Origin of the sequence: Streptomyces sp. HUAS 31, assembly GCF_028198125.1 — a bacterium.
Classification (GTDB): domain Bacteria; phylum Actinomycetota; class Actinomycetes; order Streptomycetales; family Streptomycetaceae; genus Streptomyces; species Streptomyces chartreusis.
Window position 1 is genome coordinate 6,380,855 of sequence record NZ_CP116353.1, and the last position, 18,458, is coordinate 6,399,312.

General features: G+C 70.1%; 19 protein-coding genes. 8 read left to right on the forward strand and 11 right to left on the reverse strand.

The genetic code is table 11. The annotated features are described in order from the left end of the window. Positions 1-315: 315 nt before the first annotated feature. The 6 genes from PGH47_RS28555 to PGH47_RS28580 form a co-directional block, all read right to left on the reverse strand. Entirely contained in the window at positions 316-1,386 is a 1,071-nt protein-coding gene (locus tag PGH47_RS28555) for a methyltransferase domain-containing protein (protein ID WP_271665771.1), read from the reverse strand. After that, positions 1,383-2,765, reverse strand: a complete 1,383-nt coding sequence (locus PGH47_RS28560) for an MFS transporter (RefSeq protein WP_271665772.1) — start codon at positions 2,763-2,765, stop codon at positions 1,383-1,385. Before PGH47_RS28560 ends, PGH47_RS28555 begins: the two co-directional genes overlap by 4 nt. Continuing rightward, entirely contained in the window at positions 2,762-3,541 is a 780-nt protein-coding gene (locus tag PGH47_RS28565; protein WP_271665773.1) for an aKG-HExxH-type peptide beta-hydroxylase, read from the reverse strand. Before PGH47_RS28565 ends, PGH47_RS28560 begins: the two co-directional genes overlap by 4 nt. Beyond that, positions 3,538-4,227: a TfuA-like protein gene (locus PGH47_RS28570; RefSeq protein WP_271665774.1), complete on the reverse strand. Its 690-nt coding sequence runs from the start codon at positions 4,225-4,227 to the stop codon at positions 3,538-3,540. Before PGH47_RS28570 ends, PGH47_RS28565 begins: the two co-directional genes overlap by 4 nt. Beyond that, positions 4,224-5,453: a YcaO-like family protein gene (locus PGH47_RS28575; RefSeq protein WP_271665775.1), complete on the reverse strand. Its 1,230-nt coding sequence runs from the start codon at positions 5,451-5,453 to the stop codon at positions 4,224-4,226. The genes PGH47_RS28570 and PGH47_RS28575 overlap by 4 nt, the downstream gene beginning before the upstream one ends. A gap of 99 nt (positions 5,454-5,552) precedes the next feature. Then, on the reverse strand, positions 5,553-5,693 hold the full coding sequence (locus tag PGH47_RS28580; RefSeq protein WP_163016824.1) for a hypothetical protein: 141 nt from the start codon (positions 5,691-5,693) through the stop codon (positions 5,553-5,555). Positions 5,694-6,106: 413 nt separating this feature from the next. On the opposite strand from PGH47_RS28580, the gene PGH47_RS28585 reads away from it, so the two are divergent. Continuing rightward, positions 6,107-7,507, forward strand: coding sequence for a TldD/PmbA family protein (locus PGH47_RS28585; protein ID WP_271665776.1), 1,401 nt, complete (start codon positions 6,107-6,109; stop codon positions 7,505-7,507). Beyond that, a complete protein-coding gene (locus PGH47_RS28590; RefSeq protein ID WP_271665777.1) occupies positions 7,504-8,859 on the forward strand; it encodes a TldD/PmbA family protein in 1,356 nt (451 codons plus the stop codon). Before PGH47_RS28585 ends, PGH47_RS28590 begins: the two co-directional genes overlap by 4 nt. A gap of 85 nt (positions 8,860-8,944) precedes the next feature. Here the strand turns inward: PGH47_RS28590 and sodN are convergent, their stop codons facing one another. Then, positions 8,945-9,340 carry a superoxide dismutase, Ni gene (gene sodN / locus PGH47_RS28595; protein WP_020123534.1) on the reverse strand — a complete coding sequence of 132 codons (396 nt, stop codon included), beginning with the start codon at positions 9,338-9,340 and terminating at the stop codon, positions 8,945-8,947. Between the two features lie 145 nt (positions 9,341-9,485). On the opposite strand from sodN, the gene sodX reads away from it, so the two are divergent. Further along, positions 9,486-9,920 carry a nickel-type superoxide dismutase maturation protease gene (sodX, locus tag PGH47_RS28600; protein ID WP_271668176.1) on the forward strand — a complete coding sequence of 145 codons (435 nt, stop codon included), beginning with the start codon at positions 9,486-9,488 and terminating at the stop codon, positions 9,918-9,920. Here the strand turns inward: sodX and PGH47_RS28605 are convergent. Then, positions 9,824-10,453, reverse strand: coding sequence for a CGNR zinc finger domain-containing protein (locus PGH47_RS28605; protein WP_030945828.1), 630 nt, complete (start codon positions 10,451-10,453; stop codon positions 9,824-9,826). The genes sodX and PGH47_RS28605 overlap by 97 nt on opposite strands. 99 nt (positions 10,454-10,552) lie before the next feature. Here PGH47_RS28605 and PGH47_RS28610 point away from each other — a divergent pair, with 99 nt between their 5' ends. From PGH47_RS28610 to PGH47_RS28620, 3 genes are all read left to right on the forward strand, one after another. Continuing rightward, a complete protein-coding gene (locus PGH47_RS28610) occupies positions 10,553-11,323 on the forward strand; it encodes a class I SAM-dependent methyltransferase (protein ID WP_271665778.1) in 771 nt (256 codons plus the stop codon). A gap of 137 nt (positions 11,324-11,460) precedes the next feature. Further along, entirely contained in the window at positions 11,461-11,949 is a 489-nt protein-coding gene (locus PGH47_RS28615) for a SigE family RNA polymerase sigma factor (protein WP_269640626.1), read from the forward strand. Then, entirely contained in the window at positions 11,946-12,641 is a 696-nt protein-coding gene (locus PGH47_RS28620; protein ID WP_271665779.1) for a hypothetical protein, read from the forward strand. The genes PGH47_RS28615 and PGH47_RS28620 overlap by 4 nt, the downstream gene beginning before the upstream one ends. Positions 12,642-12,702: 61 nt before the next feature. Here PGH47_RS28620 and PGH47_RS28625 read toward each other — a convergent pair whose 3' ends face one another. Genes PGH47_RS28625 through PGH47_RS28635 form a run of 3 tightly spaced genes read right to left on the reverse strand, consistent with a single transcriptional unit; the run spans position 12,703 to position 15,403 of the window. Then, positions 12,703-13,464, reverse strand: coding sequence for an amino acid ABC transporter ATP-binding protein (locus tag PGH47_RS28625; RefSeq protein ID WP_271665780.1), 762 nt, complete (start codon positions 13,462-13,464; stop codon positions 12,703-12,705). Then, complete coding sequence (locus PGH47_RS28630) at positions 13,461-14,405, reverse strand: amino acid ABC transporter permease (protein WP_271665781.1); 945 nt, start codon at positions 14,403-14,405, stop codon at positions 13,461-13,463. Before PGH47_RS28630 ends, PGH47_RS28625 begins: the two co-directional genes overlap by 4 nt. 35 nt (positions 14,406-14,440) lie before the next feature. Then, positions 14,441-15,403, reverse strand: a complete 963-nt coding sequence (locus PGH47_RS28635) for an ABC transporter substrate-binding protein (protein ID WP_271665782.1) — start codon at positions 15,401-15,403, stop codon at positions 14,441-14,443. A gap of 664 nt (positions 15,404-16,067) precedes the next feature. Between PGH47_RS28635 and PGH47_RS28640 the strand changes: the two genes are divergently transcribed. Both PGH47_RS28640 and PGH47_RS28645 read left to right on the forward strand, forming a co-directional pair. Continuing rightward, on the forward strand, positions 16,068-17,291 hold the full coding sequence (locus tag PGH47_RS28640; RefSeq protein ID WP_271665783.1) for an NAD(P)-dependent malic enzyme: 1,224 nt from the start codon (positions 16,068-16,070) through the stop codon (positions 17,289-17,291). A 164-nt stretch (positions 17,292-17,455) separates the two neighbouring features. After that, positions 17,456-18,418 carry a zinc-binding dehydrogenase gene (locus PGH47_RS28645; protein ID WP_271665784.1) on the forward strand — a complete coding sequence of 321 codons (963 nt, stop codon included), beginning with the start codon at positions 17,456-17,458 and terminating at the stop codon, positions 18,416-18,418. The last annotated feature ends 40 nt before the right edge of the window (positions 18,419-18,458 follow it).

Genomic DNA, 18,458 nt, shown 5'->3' on the forward strand with positions numbered 1-18,458 from the left:
TTCTCCAAGGGATCGACGTGCAGTCCGGCGGGGGCCGGCCGCCGGGTGAGGTGATCCCACTCGCCCGCTCTCGCGGAGCACGGCGAAAACCGTCACGGCCGCAGGCCGGGACGGGATCCGAGTGCTGGTCCGCTTCCCCCGTACGCCACCCGGGCACAGCTCGGCACAAGGGGTGGACATGCCAGAACCTACGGGACCGCGGCGATCTCCGGCCACCGCTCGGCACGTGAAGACAATCACCGCCGATGCATGGAACCTTGAGCGCGGCCGGCCGTCGTATAGGTCCGTTTCATCAGTGAATCGGCGGTTCTTCGGTCAGGTTCGTGCGAACAGCACGACGTCCACGAAGTACAGCCGCCAGAAGCGGGAGTAGTCCCGCCAGAGCCACGGCACGCGGTCGTCCTCCCAGACCACCTTCAGCCCCCGCTCACCCGCCGCCCGGCGCAGCGCGGAGGCGGAGCTCTCGTCCGCGGCACCGCCGAGCCGGCGCTCCTTGGCGACGCCGGACCAGCCGTAGGGCGAGGTGATCAGCACATGGCCGCCGTCCGCCGAGGTCTGGGCGGTGAGCATGTCGAGGAGCCGGGCCGGGTCCGGCACCAGGTCGATGAGGTTGACCGCGCAGGTGAGGTCCGACGGGCCGCCGGTCGTGCGGTTCAGGCCGGATCCGACGACGAAGTCCGCATGCCGGGGGTCGGCCCCGATCGTCAGTGGGCGCTCGTCGTGCAGATCGCCCTCGCTGTAGGCGCGGTAGCCGGCCAGCCCGCTCGGTGCGGAGAGGACGGCGCGACGCGCGGCCAGTACCGACAGGAACGACGTGTCGATGCCGAGCGTGCGGCATCCGCGCTGCGACAACAGGGCGGAGAGGCCGCCCACACTGCTGCCGACGTCGAGGGCGCTCCTGGGCCGCACCCGGTCGAACAAGGTGGCCGCGGCGGCCCACAGGTCGCGCCCCGCGCTCGCGGCCAGCAGGGTCGCGACGAGTTCGTCGGTGGCCCCGTCGATCGCGTGCCGGTCGTAGTGCGCGCCCAGGAACGCGTTCACGTAACGGTCTTCGAGCTTCATGCTGCGGTGGACGTGCCGGGCGTCGACGGTGCCGGGGGCGCGGGCGGTCAGCCAGCGCTCCATGTCGGGGGTGGGCCGGTGCTCGGGGAGGTTCACCATCACCCCGAGGTGGTCCTTGAGATAGGGGGCGAGGTCGTCGACCAGGATCAGCACGCCGGCGACCACCGGGTAGACGGTGCCGCAGGACTCGCAGGAGACGAGGCCCTCGACGACGTCCTTCTCGCCCGTGCCGAGGGTTGCGGTGTCCCAGGCGTCGAGGGACAGGGTGGCCGGAGCGCAGTCGTCCTTGGGGCACCGTACGCGGGTGAGAGTCGACTCCTTCATCGCCGGGCTGTCTCCGTTTCGTGCGGCTCGCCGCCGAAGGCGTGCGGGAACTTCCGCAGATAGATGTCGTCGAGTTGCTCGTCCGGCAGGTCGAGGAACGTCGTGAGCACCCGGTCGCGCGCCGCGACGAGCGCGCAGCCGCAGATCAGCGCGCCGAGGGCGATGAGCGCCCACAGTTCACTGGCCGTACGGGAGATGAAGCCGCTGCTCAGCGCGCCGAGCGGCATCACGATCCCGGACAGGAAGGACGACGTGGCGACCATCCGATTGCGGTGCGAGGACGGCGTCGCCAGCAGCCGTACGGTCCCGGTGTTGGTGGTGATCATGCACAGACCGGCGCCGGACAGCGCCAGGAGCAGCGCACTCGCGGCGGTGAACACGAGCGCGTCGCCGAACCCCACGGCCATGGCCACCAGTCCCGTCCCCACGAAGCCCGCGCCGAGGACCGCGAAGCCGGCCAGTACCGTGCGGCGGCGGCCGAACAGCCGGTCGCTGAGCCCGACCAGGGCGGCACTGCCCACGAACAGGCCCACGGCGAAGGCCGATTCGACGATGCTCAGCACCCAGGTCTGCTGGGGGTAGCGCTGGGCCACCAGCACCGGCACGATCACCGCGAAGACGGGGTACAGGGCGAAGTTGACGACCATGGTCAGCATCGCCAGCCGCCACTCCGGCGGGACGCGGCGGATGGAACGGAAGCCGTCCCGGGTACCGGACGCCCAGGCGGCGAGGCCCCGTTGCGGCTCCTGCCCCGTCCGGTGCTCGTCGGCCGGCGTGGGCAGGAGGACGACCATGAGCGCGGACACGGCCACGACGGCGCATGCCGTGCCCAGCACCGCCGCATGGCCGAGCGGGCCGATCAGCGCACCCGCCGCGATCGGCCCGGCGAACGAGGAGAACGACATCACCGTGCTGCGGATGCGAACGGCACTGGCCACCGACGACGTCCGCACCATGGAGCGGATCATCGACATGAGCAGCGGCTCGCGCACACCGAGACTGACGCCGAGCAGCGCGATGCCCAGCACGACCGCCCACAACTGGTAGACGCCGGAGAACGCCAGCCAGGTCAGCACCCCGCTGACCAGTGCCGATCCGACGAAGCAGCACAGCACGACCGTACGCGGCGCGAACCGGTCCCCGAGCCAGGCCAGGGTCCCGCGCGACAGGACGTCCGCGCCGATGGCGAGTGCGAGCAGAGCACCCAGCAGGGCGTCGTTCCCCGTCTCCGCCAGCACCCACCAGGCCAGCGCGATCTCCACGCAGCGGGTCGCGACGGTCCCGCACAGCGCGGCGGTCTGGAGGAGCGCGAAGTCCCGGACTCCGCTCTGCGACCGGCCCGTCGGGCCGGCCTGTGGATCAGCGAGCAAGTCCGTCACCGAGTTTCCGCCGGGTGGGCCGGCTCCTTGAGCAGTTCGTCGAGCCTTTGCGCCAGCGCGTCCTTGACCAGGTCGCCGGTCTCGCTGCCGTGCGGGCGCCGGTCCATCTCGACCAGGCAGCCTTCGAGATAGCGCGTGAGGTACCGGAGCCTCTCATCCACCCCGCCCTCACCGCCTGCCCGTCGCCGAGAGAGGGCCCAGGCAGCGGCCGCCGCGAAGTGCGCGGCGAACACGACACCTCGGTACGTCTTGCCGTCGGTGCCGGACGGCAGGACGTAGTCGTTCGGCGCCCCGGGGGCCTGGAGGTCGTAGACCTCGGCGATGAAGTTCAGCCAGATATGGGCGTGCTCGTGGATCAGGGTCTCCCGCAGCGTCTCCTCGTCCCGGAACGCGCCGGGGCCGAGGTAGATCGTCTGCGGTACGAGGACGGAGGTGCTGCTCGTGCTGGTCGCCATGCGCCGGTACCGCTTCGGCATCGCGAACAGGGGCCGCCAGTCCGGCATCGCCCCCACGACCAGCTGCGAGGCGTCGTCCACGGACGTCACCTCGGCCGCCGGGAGTTCGTCCCAGGCCACGTCCTCGACCCTGGACACCGCGTGCCGGTCGAAGATCCGCTTGGCGTTCTCCGGGTCGAGGTAGGCCGCGAGCGACGGGTGGGCCTCGGGGTCGGCGCTGCGCCGTACCAGGGCCACGGCGGTCAGCAGCGCCTTCGGCCTGAAGGCGGCGTCGACGAACGGCACGCCCCCGATCTCGGCGAGGAATTCCCGGGGATTCACTTCTGCGTCTCTCCTTCCGCAGCGGTCCAGGGCCGTTCGGCCAGGAAGGCTTCGAGGTCGTGGGTCTTGAGCCGGAAGCGGTCGAACTCCCTCATGTCGCCGCGGGCGTCCCGGTGACCCAGCTCTTCCAGGCTCCGCGCCAGCGCCGGCAGGGTGCGCTCGCCATACCAGCGGTTCCTGAAGTCGTCGAGCACCTTGTCGAGCCGGGTGCGGGGGAGGACCTCGGTCTGCGCCAGATGCGTGAGGTAGGCCCGGATGTGGACCAGTGGTTCCGAGACCGCCCGGAACGGCGGCTCCAGTCCGTGCACCAGCGCCACTTCGTCGTCGGCGAACTCCGGGTCGTCGACGAACCGCTGGAACACCGAGCCGTAGCCGCGCATGCCGAGCGTGTGCATCTCGGCGGCCCGGATCGCGCCCATGGAGCACAGGCCCCACACCCGCCAACCGAGTTCCAGGGCGTTGCGCAGTTCCCGGTGGCCGACGGAGGGATAGCTGTGGAAGGTGCCGTCCGCCAGGAGGATCACGCCGGGCTCGGCGTGCGCGGCGTGCTCGGCAGGATCGGCGTACTCGGCGACGAGCCGGTCGACGGAGGTGCGGCGGGCCGGCGGGTGGACGCGTACGTCCTGCGGAAGCGGGGTCCGCAGACCGTGCGCGGAAGGCCCGACGAAGAGATGGACGTGCGTCACGACAGGGCTGCCTCCGTCCGGCTGTCGCGCGTCGCGTGGGCCGCGAGCCGCCGTCCGACGCGTTGCAGGGCGGGCTGGAAGGATTCGAGGCCCGGCGCGATGACGCGTACGACCCGCAGCTCGACCTCGGGCACGGGCGTCAGATCCACCGTCAGCACCTGCCGTACGCCTGCCGATTCGGTACGGGCACGCAGCAGCTCCAGCGCGGCGTGCAGCGAGCCGATGTCGTGGCTGTGGTCGGGTATCTCCGCCATGGTGAGCGCGCCGGAGGGGTCGCACACCTTCCGGCGCAGTTCGGCGGTCGCCCGGAGCTCCGCGTCCCGCGCGGCCCGGTCGAAGTAGTCGTGGCGGTCGATGATGTCGTCGCGCCCGCCGTGGATATGGGAGAGCCGCGACTGCGCGGCCTCGGAAATGGCCCGTACGGCGGCGATGTCGCGGTTCACATGGAGGCCGGCGCCGAACGAGATGGCCACGGGCGCGGTGTCCTCCGGCTCCAGCAGATAGGCCTGGAAGAACGGAAGTCCGAACGCGTTCGGTGTCGTCCGCAGAGCGACGTCGAGACCCGCACCGCGCACCCGTCCGACGAGATCGGCGACATGCCCCGAAACGCTCTCGATTCGCACCGGCAGGGAAGTGTCCCGGATGAGGTGGAACGCATGGACATCGCGCTCCAGGAGTTCCGCGAGGCCGTGGACGGTGGCTTCGAGTGTGCTGTTGCCCGAGCTGAGTCCGTTCGTGCTGCTACCGAACAGGCGCTGCCCGTCGGGCCAGTAGAAGGGCGAGAAGACCAACTCGGCCGGCACGAATACCGGAATCCCTGTTTCCATGTCTCGCGCCGCGACACAGGGCAGCTTGTCGCTCGCAATCGCCTTGCGGCCCAGAATGGGGCAGAGGTCGACGAAGTCGAAGAGCGCGCCGTCCTGCGCGGCGATCTCCCGCGGAGACAGAAGCCTTATGTCCCATTTCTCAGGGGTGAATTCAGCCGCGGCGAACTCGATCGCCTCCATGTACGCCCCGACCTGAGCCTCCCGCGGCCGGAGCCCTTTCCCCGCGTTCACGCAGAGCGAGCCGCGCTGGGCCGAGGGCCGGATGCTCGCGTACACCGGGATTCCCACCCGGTCGAGCCAGGTGGTGTCGGTGACCCGGGTGATTCCCAGTCGCGGGGCCACCGCCCGTGCCTTTGCCAGCGTGTCGTCGAGCGAGCACTCGCGCAGGCTGGAGGTCATTCGATGCACAGCAGCCAACCTTCTACCCGATCCGGTGCCGTCAGTACTGCGGGGAGGCCTTCGAACAGGCCTCCCCGCAGGTCCGCACTACGCGGTGAATCAGGCCTCGTTGAGGTTGTTGGCCTCGTGCGCGACGAAACCGGCGCGCATGACGCCCTCGTCGTTCACGAGCATCGAGAAACGCTCGGTGGTCTCCTCGTCGAGGAAGAGCGAGTTGTCGATGGACTGGTCCTGGTCCATGGCATTCCTTCCGTTCGGCTGATCAAACAATGCCGGACGAGGGAACGTCGAAAGTGCATTGATTCCCCCGTTCCTGATCGCTGACCGTAAGTGCCTCAGGAGCGCACCGTCAACGCCCTGTTGACCCTGCGTGGCCGGATTGCTTAGGTCTCGGGCGAGCTGCATTTGCCCGCTTTTGTTGAGCTCCCGCATATGACTCCGGGAGGTCGGAGGCTTGGTTGATGCTGCAACTTGTGCGTGATCCATGGACTGTTCGTGGCTCATTTCCGAGAGGTGCCGGCCGGGTGCGGAGTATTTCTGGAGTATTTCTTCGCACGCGTGGGAGGTTGGGGTTGAATACGCCTGGGTAGGCATGGTGCCTTGCCTTGTCCACGGGATGCATGGGATACGAAACTTTGCTGGATCCTGACCTTTTGGCGATTGCCTTCCGGGAGCGGGGGAGCCTACGGGCCGACTTCGTGGAGATATACGCCGAGCGGTCGGCGGCATCCGCGATGACGATGAAGGACGGCCGCATCGTCGACGCGACGTCCGGCCGGGAACGAGGCGCCGGGGTCCGTGCGCGGCTGGGCCCCACCACCGGCTTCAGCCACACCTCGACCCTGTCCCCGACCGCCGTCCTGCGCACCGTCCGTGAGGCCACGGCATCGCTGGACCCCGGTCGGGTTCCCGGCGCCGGCGACGGCGACGGTTGTCGGGCCCCCGCCGCGGGCGCCACCGACGTCGTGGACGGCACACCGGACCCCCGGGAGACGGACGGTGCGGGGAATCGGAGCCGGCACGCCGAACTGCTCCACGCCGTCGCGGACTTGGCGGCCGCCGAGACCGGCAAGGTCGTCTCCGTGTCCGCGGTCCTTCGCACCGAGCGACGCGCCTCGCAGGTCGCCAACTCGGGAGGCGTGCACGTGTCCGGTGACACGGCTCGCGAGCGGCTCGCGGTCACCGTCGTGGTCGGCGCACCCTCGGCACCCGTCAGCGGGCGGGCGTCCCTCGGGCTCAACACCCCTGCCGCCCGGCTCACCGAGGAGCATGTGCGCTCCACGGTGGCCGAGGCCGTACGCCGGGCACACGCACGGGAGTCGGCCGCTCCGGCACCGGTCGGCGAGATGCCGGTCGTCCTGGCGCCCGGCACGGGAGCCGTGCTCATCCACGAGGCGTGCGGGCACGGACTCGAGGCCGATCACCTGACCCGGCGCAGCTCGGTGTTCCACGACATGCTGGGCAAGCGGGTGGCGCCCCCTGGGATGTGGCTCGTGGACGACGCCTCGCTCTCCGGCGCCTGGGGCAGCTTCGCCTTCGACGACGAGGGCCACGACGGGCGGCGCACCGTGCTGATCGAGGACGGGATCCTGGTCGACTTCCTCTGGGACGAGGTGCATTCCCTGGGCCGGGACGGCGCCGCACCGGCCAACGGGAGACGGCAGAACTACCAGTGCCTGCCCATGCCCCGGATGTCGAACCTCCTCGTCCCGGCGGGTGACACCGCACCGCAGGACGTCATCGCCGACACCGCTCACGGCATCTATGTGGCCCGGTTGGGCAGCGGCCGGGTCAACACCGCCACGGGGGACTTCGTCTTCGCCGCGAAGGAGGCGTACGTCATCGACCGCGGGCGGCTCGGCGAGGCGATCGCGGACTGCAGCCTGATCGGCAACGGCCCGGAGGTGCTGCGCGGGATCGACGCCATCGGCACCGACTTCGCCCTCGGACCGCCGGGGACGTGCGGCAAGGACGGCCAGACGCTCCCCGTCGGCTACGGCCAACCCACGCTGAGAGTTCGGCAGGGGCTCAGGGTCGGAGGTACCGCGCGATGACGTGGCAGGCCGATGGTGCCGTCGTACGGATCGGGCGTGAGGTCGTCTCGTGGGCGCGTCCCGGGGAGCGGGTCGAGGCCTTCGTGGCGCGGGGCATCGACTCGCAGATCGTCGTCCGTGAGCAGACCGTCGAATCCGTGACGCGGTCCGACAGCGGCGGGGTCGGCGTCAGGGTCATCGCCGACGGCCGCGTCGGCTTCGCGTACTCGGGCAGTCTGGACCCCGCCGCACTCGGACAGGTCCTTGCCGACGCACGCGACAACGCCCTGTACACGGACGTCCGGGGCGACGCCGTACTGCCCCGCCCGGACGGTGTGCCCGCCGCGGACATCGACCTGTGGAGCGAGGACTGCGCGGCGCTCTCCACCGAGGCCAAGACCGCCCTGTCGCGCGAACTGGAGCGTGCCGTCACGGCGTCGGCCAAGGTGCGCGGCGTGAAGTCCGTGCGCTGGGGAGACGCGGCGGCCGAGTCGGCGGTCGTGTCGACGGAAGGCGTGGAGAGCTACTCGCGGCGGACGTCCTGCTTCGTCTCCACCTACGTCCTCGGTGATCCGGGCACCGGAGGGACCACGACCTCCACGGGCTACACCGTCGGACGCTCACCCGCCGAACTCGACGTGGCCGCCGCCGCCCGAGAGGCACTCGCCGCCCTTCCCGAGGCGGCGTACCGGCAGCCGCGCTCCCAGCGCCTGCCCGTCCTGTTCGACCCGTCCGTCACCGCGGCGTTCCTCGCGGTCGTGAGCGGAATGCTCAACAACCCCGCCACGCACGCGGATCAGGCCCTCACGGCGGCGGAGCCCGGCCACCGCGTCGCGCCCGAGCACGTGACCCTGGTCGACGACCCCACCGACCCCTCGGCCTACGGCGCGGCACGCCACGACGCCGAGGGCCTGGCGACCCGACGGAACGTCCTGCTGGACCGGGGGTGCCTGGCGCAACGCCTGCACGACTCGACCAGCGGGCACCGCGCGGGCGTGCCCTCCACCGGATCCGCCGTCCGAGCCGGTTACAAGAGCCTGCCGCGGGCCGGCGCGCGGGCATTGAGCCTCGTACCCGGAGACCTCGATCGCGCCGCGCTCCTGTCGGGCGTGACCCATGGCTTCCTCGTCCAGGCCATCAGCGGACTCCAGGCCGGCACGGACCCCCTGAGCGGCAGGTTCTCCGCCGCGGTGAGCGGCCGGATGGTCCGTGACGGCGAACTCGCGGAGCACGTCCACCACTGCACCCTCGCATCGAGCGTCCCGGAGGCGCTCGGCGGCCTGCTCGCCGTGGGCTCCGACGTCAGGTCCTTCCCCGGCAACGCCCGGGGGATGACCGTACTGATCGCCGACATGTCACTCGGGGCCCGCTAGCCGGCCCGCCCGCGGCCCCGCAGACACGGCAGGGGCCCGACCGATGAACCGGTCGGGCCCCTTGAGGAAGCCAGGAAGCCCTGGGTCAGGCCTTCTTGGTCTCCCAGAAGATCTTGTCGATCTGGGCGATGTAGTCCAGCGCCTTCTGGCCGGTCGCCGGGTCGGTGGACGCCTTGGCGGCCGACAGGGCCTTCAGGGCGTCGTTGACGAGCTGGTGCAGCTCGGGGTACTTCTCGAAGTGCGGGGGCTTGAAGTAGTCGCTCCAGAGCACCGAGACGTGGTGCTTGGCGAGCTCGGCGCGCTGCTCCTTGATGACGGTGGCACGCGCCTGGAAGTGCGGGTCGTCGTTGGCGGCCATCTTTTCCTGCACGGCCTTCACCGACTCCGCCTCGATGCGGGCCTGGGCCGGGTCGTACACGCCGCAGGGCAGGTCGCAGTGCGCGCTGACCTTGACCTTGGGGGCAAACAGGCGGGAAAGCATGGAGCATTCCTTCCTCGTGATCGTCTTCTCAGGTGGGACATTACTCCCTGCAAGACGGGTTTTCGCGAGTGCCCCCATGGGCTTAGGACAAAAGTCCGGGGTGAGACTGAGACTGGTGGAGGACCCTACCGGGGAGGTGCCGGGGATGCCGGAGTTGTCGCAGGAGACCGAGCGCGGGCGGGCGGACCGGCCCTTCGGATGGGCCGAGGTGACCGGGCCGTCGATGGTGCCCACGCTGTATCACGGCGACCTGCTCGTGGTGTCGCACCGGGGACGGATCCGGCCGGGGGACGTCATCGTGCTGCGGCACCCGTTCCAGCAGGACCTGCTCGTCGTCAAGAGGGCGGCGGAGCGCCGCGAGGGCGGCTGGTGGGTGCTCGGGGACAACGCGTACGCGGGCGGTGACAGCACCGACTACGGGGTCGTCCCGGACGAGCTGATCCTGGGCAAGGTCCGGCTGCGCTACCGGCCGCGCAAGCCGGATCAGCGCTCCCCGTTCGCGCTGGCCCGCTGGGCGCTCTCGGCCGTGCGGCCGCTGTTCGCCGACCGGTCCGCCTCCAGGCGTTTGCGGGCGCGGTAGGCGGCCACGTTGGCGCGGGTCGCGCAGCGGTCCGAGCAGTACCGCCGGGAGCGGTTGGTCGAGGTGTCGAGATAGGCGTTGCGGCAGGGCGCGGCCTCGCACAGGCCCAGGCGGTCCACGCCGTACTCCGTCAGGTGGAACGCCAGGCCCATCGCGGCGATGGCCGCGTAGCCCGCGGTCGCGTTCGACGGGTGGTCCGCGAGATGCATGTGCCACAGCGGGCGGCCGTCGTCGTCCCGGAAGTCGTGGCCGGAGATCTGCGGGCTCACCGGGAACTCCAGCAGCAGCGAGTTCAGCAGGTTCACCGCCAGTGCCTCGTCGCCCTGGTCCGCCGCCTCGAACACCGCCCGCAGCCGGGCGCGGACCGAGCGGAAGCGGGTGACGTCGGCGTCGGTGGCCCGGCGGCCCGCCTCCTGGCTGACGCCGAACAGGTCGCGGACGGCCTCGACCGAGGTCAGCGAGTCCTTGCCCCGGGCCGGGTCCTCGCTGTTGACGAGTCGTACGGCGTAGTCCGAGTAATAGGCCAGTTCCACTTGTAGTCCTTACGGAGGCGTTCTATCGTCGGGGTGCGGTCGGGTAACAGCTGATCGTGCTTCCAGGGTATTACGTGATGTGCGCGACGGAGGGGCTCGATGACGGACACGGACACCACCACCACGAACGCCGACTGGTCCGCCTGGCAGGAGAGCTGGGACCGGCAGCAGGAGTGGTACATGCCCGACCGCGAGGAACGCTTCCGGATCATGCTCGACATGGTCGAGGCCCTCGTCGGACCCGCCCCGCGCGTGCTCGATCTCGCCTGCGGCACGGGAAGTATCACGGCCCGGCTGCTCGCGCGGTTCCCCGAGGCCACCAGCACCGGCGTCGACCTCGACCCGGCGCTCCTCGCCATCGCCGAGGGCACCTTCGCGGGCGACGAGCGGGTCTCGCTGGTCACCGCCGACCTCAAGGACCCGCACTGGACGGCGAAGCTGCCGCACGACTCCTACGACGCCGTCCTGACCGCCACGGCCCTGCACTGGCTGCACCGTGAACCCCTCGCGGCCCTCTACGGTCGGGTCGCGGAGCTGGTCCGCGACGGCGGTGTCTTCATGAACGCGGACCACATGATCGACGACTCGACGCCCCGGATCAACGCCGCCGAGCGCGCCCAGCGCCACGCCCGTATGGATCAGGCCAAGGCGCGAGGCGTCCTCGACTGGGCCGAGTGGTGGCAGCTGGCCGCCCGGGACCCGCTGCTGGCCGAGCCCACCGCCCGCCGCTTCGAGATCTACGGCGAGCACGCCGAGGGCGACGCGCCGTCCGCCGAGTGGCACGCAGGCGTGCTGCGCGAGATGGGCTTCGGCGAGGCCCGGGCGGTGTGGTGCTCGCCCTCGGACGCACTGGTGCTCGCGCTGAAGTAGCGGCCCCGACGGCAGCCGCACGGCCGCGTTGAGGCGGTACGAGAAATTCGTACCGCCTCTTCTGCGTCCAAAAAGCCCTCCCACCGCACTGGAAGGAGTGAGACGGTCCCTGCCGGAGGGGCGGGAGAGGGGGCGCGATGACGGGGGGCGCGGAAGCGTCACTGCATGCCTTCGTCGAGGGCAGACGGACGGCCTTGTTCCGCAGCGCCTATCTGCTGTGCGGCAACCCGGACGAGGCGGAGGACCTCGTCCAGACCACGCTGGTCAAGGTCGTCCTCGGCGCACGCCGGCACTCGCGCCTGGACAACCTCGACGCCTACGCGCGCCGGACGCTGGTGAACACCTTCATCGCCGGGCGCCGCCGCTTCTGGCGCCGCGAGCAGGCGTACGGCGAGCTGCCGGACGTGCCGGAGCGGTCGGTGGACAGCGACACCGGCGTCATGGTCCGCGCCGCCCTCGCGCAGCTCGCGCCCAGGCAGCGGGCGGTGCTGGTGCTGCGCTACTGGGAGGACCTCAGCGTCTCCGACACCGCCGAGCTGCTCGGCATGCGCGAGAGCACGGTCAAGAGCCACACGGCGAGGGGGCTCGCGGCGCTGCGGGCCGCGGTGCGGGAGGAGCACGTATGAGACGGCACGACGACGTGAGCGACGTACCGCGTGCGACGGAGCTGCTGGGGCGGGCCCTCCAGGGCGTTCCGATGCCGTCGGGGTCCGGTGCGGACGCGGTGTTCGCGCGGGCCGCACGCGTGCGCCGGCGCCGGCGGGGCGCGGCGACCGGGACCGCGGCAGCCGTCGCCCTGGTGAGCCTGGTCGGTACCGGGGTGCTGCCCTGGAACGGCCCGGAGGGGCCGGGGACCGCGCTCAGTGGCGCCACGTCCAGGGCGGAGCGGCTGGCGAGCCTGCTGCCGCCCGGGAGCGGCGAGATCCGCGAGGTCGGGAACGTCGTGGGCGAAGGGCCGTACGACGGGCTCTACGCCGTCCGCCGGGACGGCGGCGTCGGGTACCTCAACATCCAGGTCCTGTCGAGCCGGCGGGAGGACTGGCCGGTGTGCTCCTCGGACGTCCCGGGGGCGTCGGCGACCTGCGTCCCCGAGACCCTGCCGAACGGCGACGTGCGCGAGTCGACCGAGCCGGTGCGGGAGAGCCGCGGGGAGGGGTCCTGGCGTTCCGTGCGGCTGTTCACGAAGGGCTACGCGGTCATGATCAAGGCCGCCGACGGGTTCGACGCCAGGTGGGCACTGGGCCCTCGGCTCGACGCCCCGCCGCTGACGGCGGACCAGCTGCGTGCGGTGGTCATGTCGCCGCGGCTGCTGCCGTAGGCCGGGCACATGGCGAAGGGGCGGTACGAGGATCTCGTACCGCCCCTTCACCGTCGTACGGTCAGAGCACCTTGGACAGGAACGCCTGAGTCCGCTCGTGCTGCGGGTTGGTCAGGACCTCGCGCGGGTCGCCGGACTCGACGACCACGCCGCCGTCCATGAAGACCAGGCTGTCGCCCACCTCGCGGGCGAAGCCCATCTCGTGGGTGACGACGACCATCGTCATGCCGGACTCGGCGAGGTCGCGCATGACGTCGAGGACGTCGCCGACCAGCTCCGGGTCGAGAGCCGAGGTCGGCTCGTCGAAGAGCATCAGCTTCGGGTCCATCGCCAGCGCCCGGGCGATCGCCACGCGCTGCTGCTGGCCGCCGGAGAGCTGCGAGGGGTAGTTCCCGGCCTTGTCGGCGAGGCCGACGCGGTCGAGGAGCTCCCTGGCACGGTCCTTGGCCTGGCCCTTGCTCACGCCCTTGACCTGGATCGGCGCCTCGACGACGTTCTCCAGCGCCGTCATGTGCGGGAACAGGTTGAATCGCTGGAACACCATGCCGATGTCCCGGCGCTTCAGCGCGACCTCGCTGTCCTTGAGCTCGTAGAGCTTGTCGCCCTTCTGGCGGTAGCCGACCAGCTCGCCGTCGACGTACAGCCGACCGGAGTTGATCTTCTCCAGGTGGTTGATGCACCTCAGGAAGGTGGACTTCCCGGAACCGGAGGGGCCGATGAGACAGAACACCTCACCCTGCTTCACCTCCAGGTCGATGCCCTTGAGGACTTGCACGAGCCCGAAGGACTTGTGGACGCCCTCGGCCTTCACCATGGCGGTCATGCGGTGCCTCCCGTCGACGAGGAGCGGTTCGACAGGGACAGCAGGTTCGCCCTGATCTTCTGGAACGGAGTCGCCGGCAGACTGCGGCTGGACCCGCGGGCGTAGTACCGCTCCAGGTAGTACTGGCCGACGCTGAAGATCGACGTCAGCAGCAGGTACCAGGCCGCGGCCAGGAACAGCATCTCGGCGGGGGCACCGGACGTCTGGCCGATGTCCTGAGCCACGCGCAACAACTCGGAGTACTGGACGACCGAGACCAGCGAGGTCGTCTTCAGCATGTTGATGACCTCGTTGCCCGTGGGCGGCACGATCACGCGCATGGCCTGCGGGATGACGATGCGGCGCAGCGTCTTGGAGTGGCTCATGCCGAGCGCGTGCGCGGCCTCGGTCTGGCCCTCGTCGACCGCGAGCAGACCGGCACGGCAGATCTCCGCCATGTAAGCGGCCTCGTTGAGGCCGAGGCCCAGCAGCGCCGTCAGGAACGGGGTCATGAAGTCCGACCACTCGTTCTTGTAGAACGGGCCGAGGTTGATGTACTCGAAGACCAGGCCCAGGTTGAACCAGACGATGAGCTGGACCAGGACCGGCGTGCCGCGGAAGAACCAGATGTAGAACCACGCGATGGACGAGGTCACCGGGTTCCGCGACAGGCGCATGACCGCCAGCACGATGCCGCCGATGATGCCGATCGCCATGGACAGCACGGTCAGCAGCAGCGTCTTGCCCACACCGCTGAGAACGCGGTCGTTGAAGAAGTAGTCCGGGATCGCGCCCCAGTTGATCTTGCCCTGGGAGAACGCGTACACGACGGCGCCCAGCAGGGCGAGCGCGACGACGGCGGTGACGTACCGCCCGTAGTGCCGGACCGGGATGGCCTTGATCGCCTCCGCGCCGGCCGGCGGGGTGTCCGCCGGGCCGTCCGTCTTGTCGATGTCAGTCACAGGTGTTGCCTTTCAGTGCCCGCTGTTGGGTGCGGTCACTTGCCGCCGTTGACGGTGGCTTCCTTCACCGATCCGTCCTCGACGCCCCACTTCTTGATGACCTTCTCGTACTCGCCGTTCGCGATGATGGCGTCGAGCGCGGCCTTCAGGGCGTCCCGCAGCTGCGTGTTGTTCTTGGCGACCGCGATGCCGTACGGCGCCGCCTCGACCTGCTCGCCGACGAGCTGGAAGTCGTTGCCGCCACCGGAGGTCTTCACGGCGTACGCGGCGACGGGGAAGTCGGAGGAACCGGCCGCCGCACCGCCCGCGCGCAGGCGGGTCTGGGCCTGCTGGTCGTTGTCGAAGGCCTCGATGGTGATCGTCTTGCCACCGGTGCACTTCTTGGCCTCGGCCTTGGCCAGGTCCTCGGAGACCGTGCCGCGCTGCAGGACGATCTTCTTGCCGCACAGGTCCGACCAGGTCTTGATGTCGGTGTTCTTGCCCTTCTGGGTGTAGATCGAGACACCGGCGGTGAAGTAGTCGACGAAGTCGACGCCCTCACCGACCTTCTTGCCGGTGTCCGAGTCGATGCCCTCCTGGCGGTCCTTGGTGTCGGTCATCGCGGACATGGCGATGTCGTAGCGCTTGGAGCGCAGACCGGTGATGAGGCTGTCGAACGTGCCGTTCTCGAACTGGAAGGTCACGCCCAGCTGCTTGCCCATGGCGTCGGCGAGGTCGGGGTCGATGCCGACCGTCTTGCCGGAGCTGTCCTTGAACTCGACCGGCGCGTAGGCGATGTCCGAGCCGACCTTGATGACGCCCTTGTCGCGGATCGCCTGCGGCAGCTTGTCGGCCAGGGGCGCGGTGCTCGCCGACCCGGTGTCGTTGCTCTCGGAGCCGCTGTCGTTCGTCTGGTCACCGCAGCCGGTGAGAATCAGGGCGCCTGCGACCGCGATCGAGCCGACCGCTGCGAGCCGGGAGCGTGCTGCGGTGGTACGACGGGTGGTGCTTGCGGTCATGGTGGGTTCCTCCGGCGGATGGGTGGAGTTGCCGATGGGGCCGGCACCTGCCTTGGGACCGGCAGGGCCTTGTATTCCTAGGTCGACGAGAGCACACACCTTCGAGTGCCGCGACCTCGTGTGATTACGGCATCTTGCCATTCGGACTAAGGCATTCAGGGCGCTCGGCATGTCAAAATCGGATAACGGGTTACCCCCGAACCACCGCAGTTCGTTACATCCTGACAACACCTTCTGCGGGAATCTGTCCTTCCGGCCGGAAGATCTTCGGTGCGTCTCGGGATGCGGACCGGTCGTGCGTAGGTTTTGCGGCTGACGGGCACCCTTCGCGGTTTCTGACATCGATTGTCCGCTTATTTGGTCACGAATGACACCGGTGTCATCGCCGGGTCGTGTCTGATTCGTGTCCGTCGGTCCGAGTGTTTCCATTCCCGTCATGTGATCTTGCACGTATTGGACTCGTCGTCAGCGGCGTCCGTCCGGTAAGAAGGTTCTTTACACCCCTCATCCGGGGCTCAGGGCGCGTGTGCGGCGCGCCCGTCGCGTACTGGTCCGTACGTCGTACGTCGTACGTATCAACGAGCAGGGCCTTACGCGGTCCCGCCCACTTCTCACCAGGAGTGGTCCCACCCTCAAACCATGAACACTTAAGGGGTCAGACAAAGTGGCAGCGGAGATTGTCAATCCTCGCAGCGGGAGCAATACCGATCAGGACGGCGGGGTCGAGCCCCTCGATTCCTTCGATCCGGCGTTCGCGCTGCACCGTGGCGGCAAGATGGCCGTGCAGGCCACCGTGCCGGTCCGCGACAAGGACGACCTGTCCCTGGCGTACACGCCCGGCGTCGCGCGGGTGTGCACCGCCATCGCCGAGCAGCCGGAGCTCGTCCACGACTACACGTGGAAGTCGTCCGTCGTGGCCGTGGTCACCGACGGCACCGCGGTGCTCGGACTGGGCGACATCGGTCCGGAAGCCTCCCTCCCCGTGATGGAGGGCAAGGCGATCCTGTTCAAGCAGTTCGGCGGCGTGGACGCGGTCCCGATCGCGCTCGCCTGCACGGACGTCGACGAGATCGTCGAGACGGTGGCGCGCCTCGCCCCGTCCTTCGGCGGCGTCAACCTGGAGGACATCTCGGCACCCCGGTGCTTCGAGATCGAGCGCAAGCTCCAGGAGCGGGTCGACATCCCGGTCTTCCACGACGACCAGCACGGCACGGCCGTCGTGACGCTGGCCGCGCTGCGCAACGCCGCGCGGCTGAGCGGGCGGGCCATCGGTGACCTGCGCGCCGTCATCTCGGGCGCCGGCGCGGCCGGTGTCGCCATCGCCAAGATGCTGGTCGAGGCCGGCATCGGCGACGTGGCCGTCGCGGACCGCAAGGGCGTCGTCTCGGCCGACCGTGAGGACCTCACCCCGGTCAAGCGCGAGGTCGCCTCCTTCACCAACAAGGCCGGCATCACCGGGTCGCTCGAGGCGGCTCTGGAGGGTGCGGACGTCTTCATCGGCGTCTCCGGCGGTACGGTCGCCGAGGAGGCCGTCGCCTCGATGGCGAAGGGCGCCTTCGTCTTCGCCATGGCCAACCCGAACCCCGAGGTCCACCCCGACGTCGCGCACAAGTACGCGGCCGTCGTGGCGACCGGGCGGTCCGACTTCCCGAACCAGATCAACAACGTGCTGGCGTTCCCGGGCATCTTCGCCGGCGCGCTGCAGGTGCGTGCGTCCCGGATCACCGAGGGCATGAAGATCGCGGCCGCGGAGGCGCTGGCGGGTGTCGTCGGGGACGACCTCGCCGCGGACTACGTGATCCCGTCGCCGTTCGACGAGCGGGTCGCTCCGGCCGTGACCGCGGCGGTCGCGGCCGCGGCGCGGGCCGAGGGTGTCGCCCGGCGCTGACCGCGCTCGGGCCGACAGGCTCGGAATCGGCCCCGCCCATTCGGGCGGGGCCGATTCTTTTGCCCGCCGAAGCGTCCGTTCGGGTGAGCACTCCTTGGCAAGAGGGCGTGTGTCACAGCCCCCTCCCGTTCCGTCGGCTGCAAACGCCACCTATCGTCGACGCCATGTTCGCCGTCTACGCTGCCCGAATCGACCGCGACCAGCCGCTGAGCGGCCTCGAGTTGGGGGAGCGTCCCGCTCCCGAGGCCCGGCCCGGCTGGAGCACCGTCAACGTCAAGGCCGCTTCCCTCAACCACCATGACCTCTGGTCGCTCCGGGGCGTCGGCCTCCCGGAGGACCGGCTGCCGATGATCCTCGGCTGCGACGCCGCCGGCGTCGACGAGGACGGCAACGAGGTCGTCCTGCACTCCGTGATCGGTCAGACCGGTCACGGGGTCGGCCCCAGGGAGCCCCGTTCCATCCTCACCGAGCGCTACCAGGGCACGTTCGCCGAGCAGGTCGCCGTGCCGACCTGGAACATCCTGCCCAAGCCCAAGGAACTGTCCTTCGCGGAGGCCGCCTGTCTGCCGACCGCCTGGCTGACGGCGTACCGCATGCTGTTCACCAACGCGGGTGTACGGCCCGGGGACTCCGTGCTGGTGCAGGGCGCCGGCGGCGGGGTGGCCACCGCCGCCATCGTGCTCGGCAAGGCCGCGGGACTGCGGGTCTTCGCCACCAGCCGTGACGAGGCCAAGCGCAAGCGGGCCCTGGAGCTGGGTGCCGTGGAGGCCGTGGAGTCGGGGGCCCGGCTGCCGCAGCGGGTCGACGCCGTGATCGAGACCGTCGGCGCCGCCACCTGGTCGCACTCCGTCAAGTCGCTGAAGCCGGGCGGCACTCTGGTGATCTCCGGTGCCACCAGTGGTGACCGGCCCTCGCACGCCGAGCTGACGCGGATCTTCTTCCTGGAGCTGAAGGTCGTCGGCTCCACGATGGGGACCAAGGACGAGCTGGAGGACCTGCTCTCCTTCTGCGCGGCAACGGGTGTGCGGCCCGTGATCGACGAGGAGCTGCCCATGGACCGGGCCCGGGAGGGCTTCGAGCGGATGGAGTCGGGCGAGCTGTTCGGGAAGGTCGTACTCACCAACTGACGGCTCTCGCCGAGGCGCTTGCGGCGGGTCCGGGGTTCTG

Excerpts from the sequence above, each read along its gene's own strand:
- PGH47_RS28555 (WP_271665771.1), bottom strand. The coding sequence starts at position 1,386 with ATGAAGGAGTCGACTCTCACCCGCGTACGGTGCCCCAAGGACGACTGC.
- PGH47_RS28575 (WP_271665775.1), bottom strand. The coding sequence starts at position 5,453 with ATGACCTCCAGCCTGCGCGAGTGCTCGCTCGACGACACGCTGGCAAAG.
- PGH47_RS28580 (WP_163016824.1), bottom strand. The coding sequence starts at position 5,693 with ATGGACCAGGACCAGTCCATCGACAACTCGCTCTTCCTCGACGAGGAG.
- PGH47_RS28590 (WP_271665777.1), top strand. The coding sequence starts at position 7,504 with ATGACGTGGCAGGCCGATGGTGCCGTCGTACGGATCGGGCGTGAGGTC.
- sodN (WP_020123534.1), bottom strand. The coding sequence starts at position 9,340 with ATGCTTTCCCGCCTGTTTGCCCCCAAGGTCAAGGTCAGCGCGCACTGC.
- sodX (WP_271668176.1), top strand. The coding sequence starts at position 9,486 with ATGCCGGAGTTGTCGCAGGAGACCGAGCGCGGGCGGGCGGACCGGCCC.
- PGH47_RS28610 (WP_271665778.1), top strand. The coding sequence starts at position 10,553 with ATGACGGACACGGACACCACCACCACGAACGCCGACTGGTCCGCCTGG.
- PGH47_RS28615 (WP_269640626.1), top strand. The coding sequence starts at position 11,461 with ATGACGGGGGGCGCGGAAGCGTCACTGCATGCCTTCGTCGAGGGCAGA.
- PGH47_RS28620 (WP_271665779.1), top strand. The coding sequence starts at position 11,946 with ATGAGACGGCACGACGACGTGAGCGACGTACCGCGTGCGACGGAGCTG.
- PGH47_RS28625 (WP_271665780.1), bottom strand. The coding sequence starts at position 13,464 with ATGACCGCCATGGTGAAGGCCGAGGGCGTCCACAAGTCCTTCGGGCTC.
- PGH47_RS28635 (WP_271665782.1), bottom strand. The coding sequence starts at position 15,403 with ATGACCGCAAGCACCACCCGTCGTACCACCGCAGCACGCTCCCGGCTC.
- PGH47_RS28645 (WP_271665784.1), top strand. The coding sequence starts at position 17,456 with ATGTTCGCCGTCTACGCTGCCCGAATCGACCGCGACCAGCCGCTGAGC.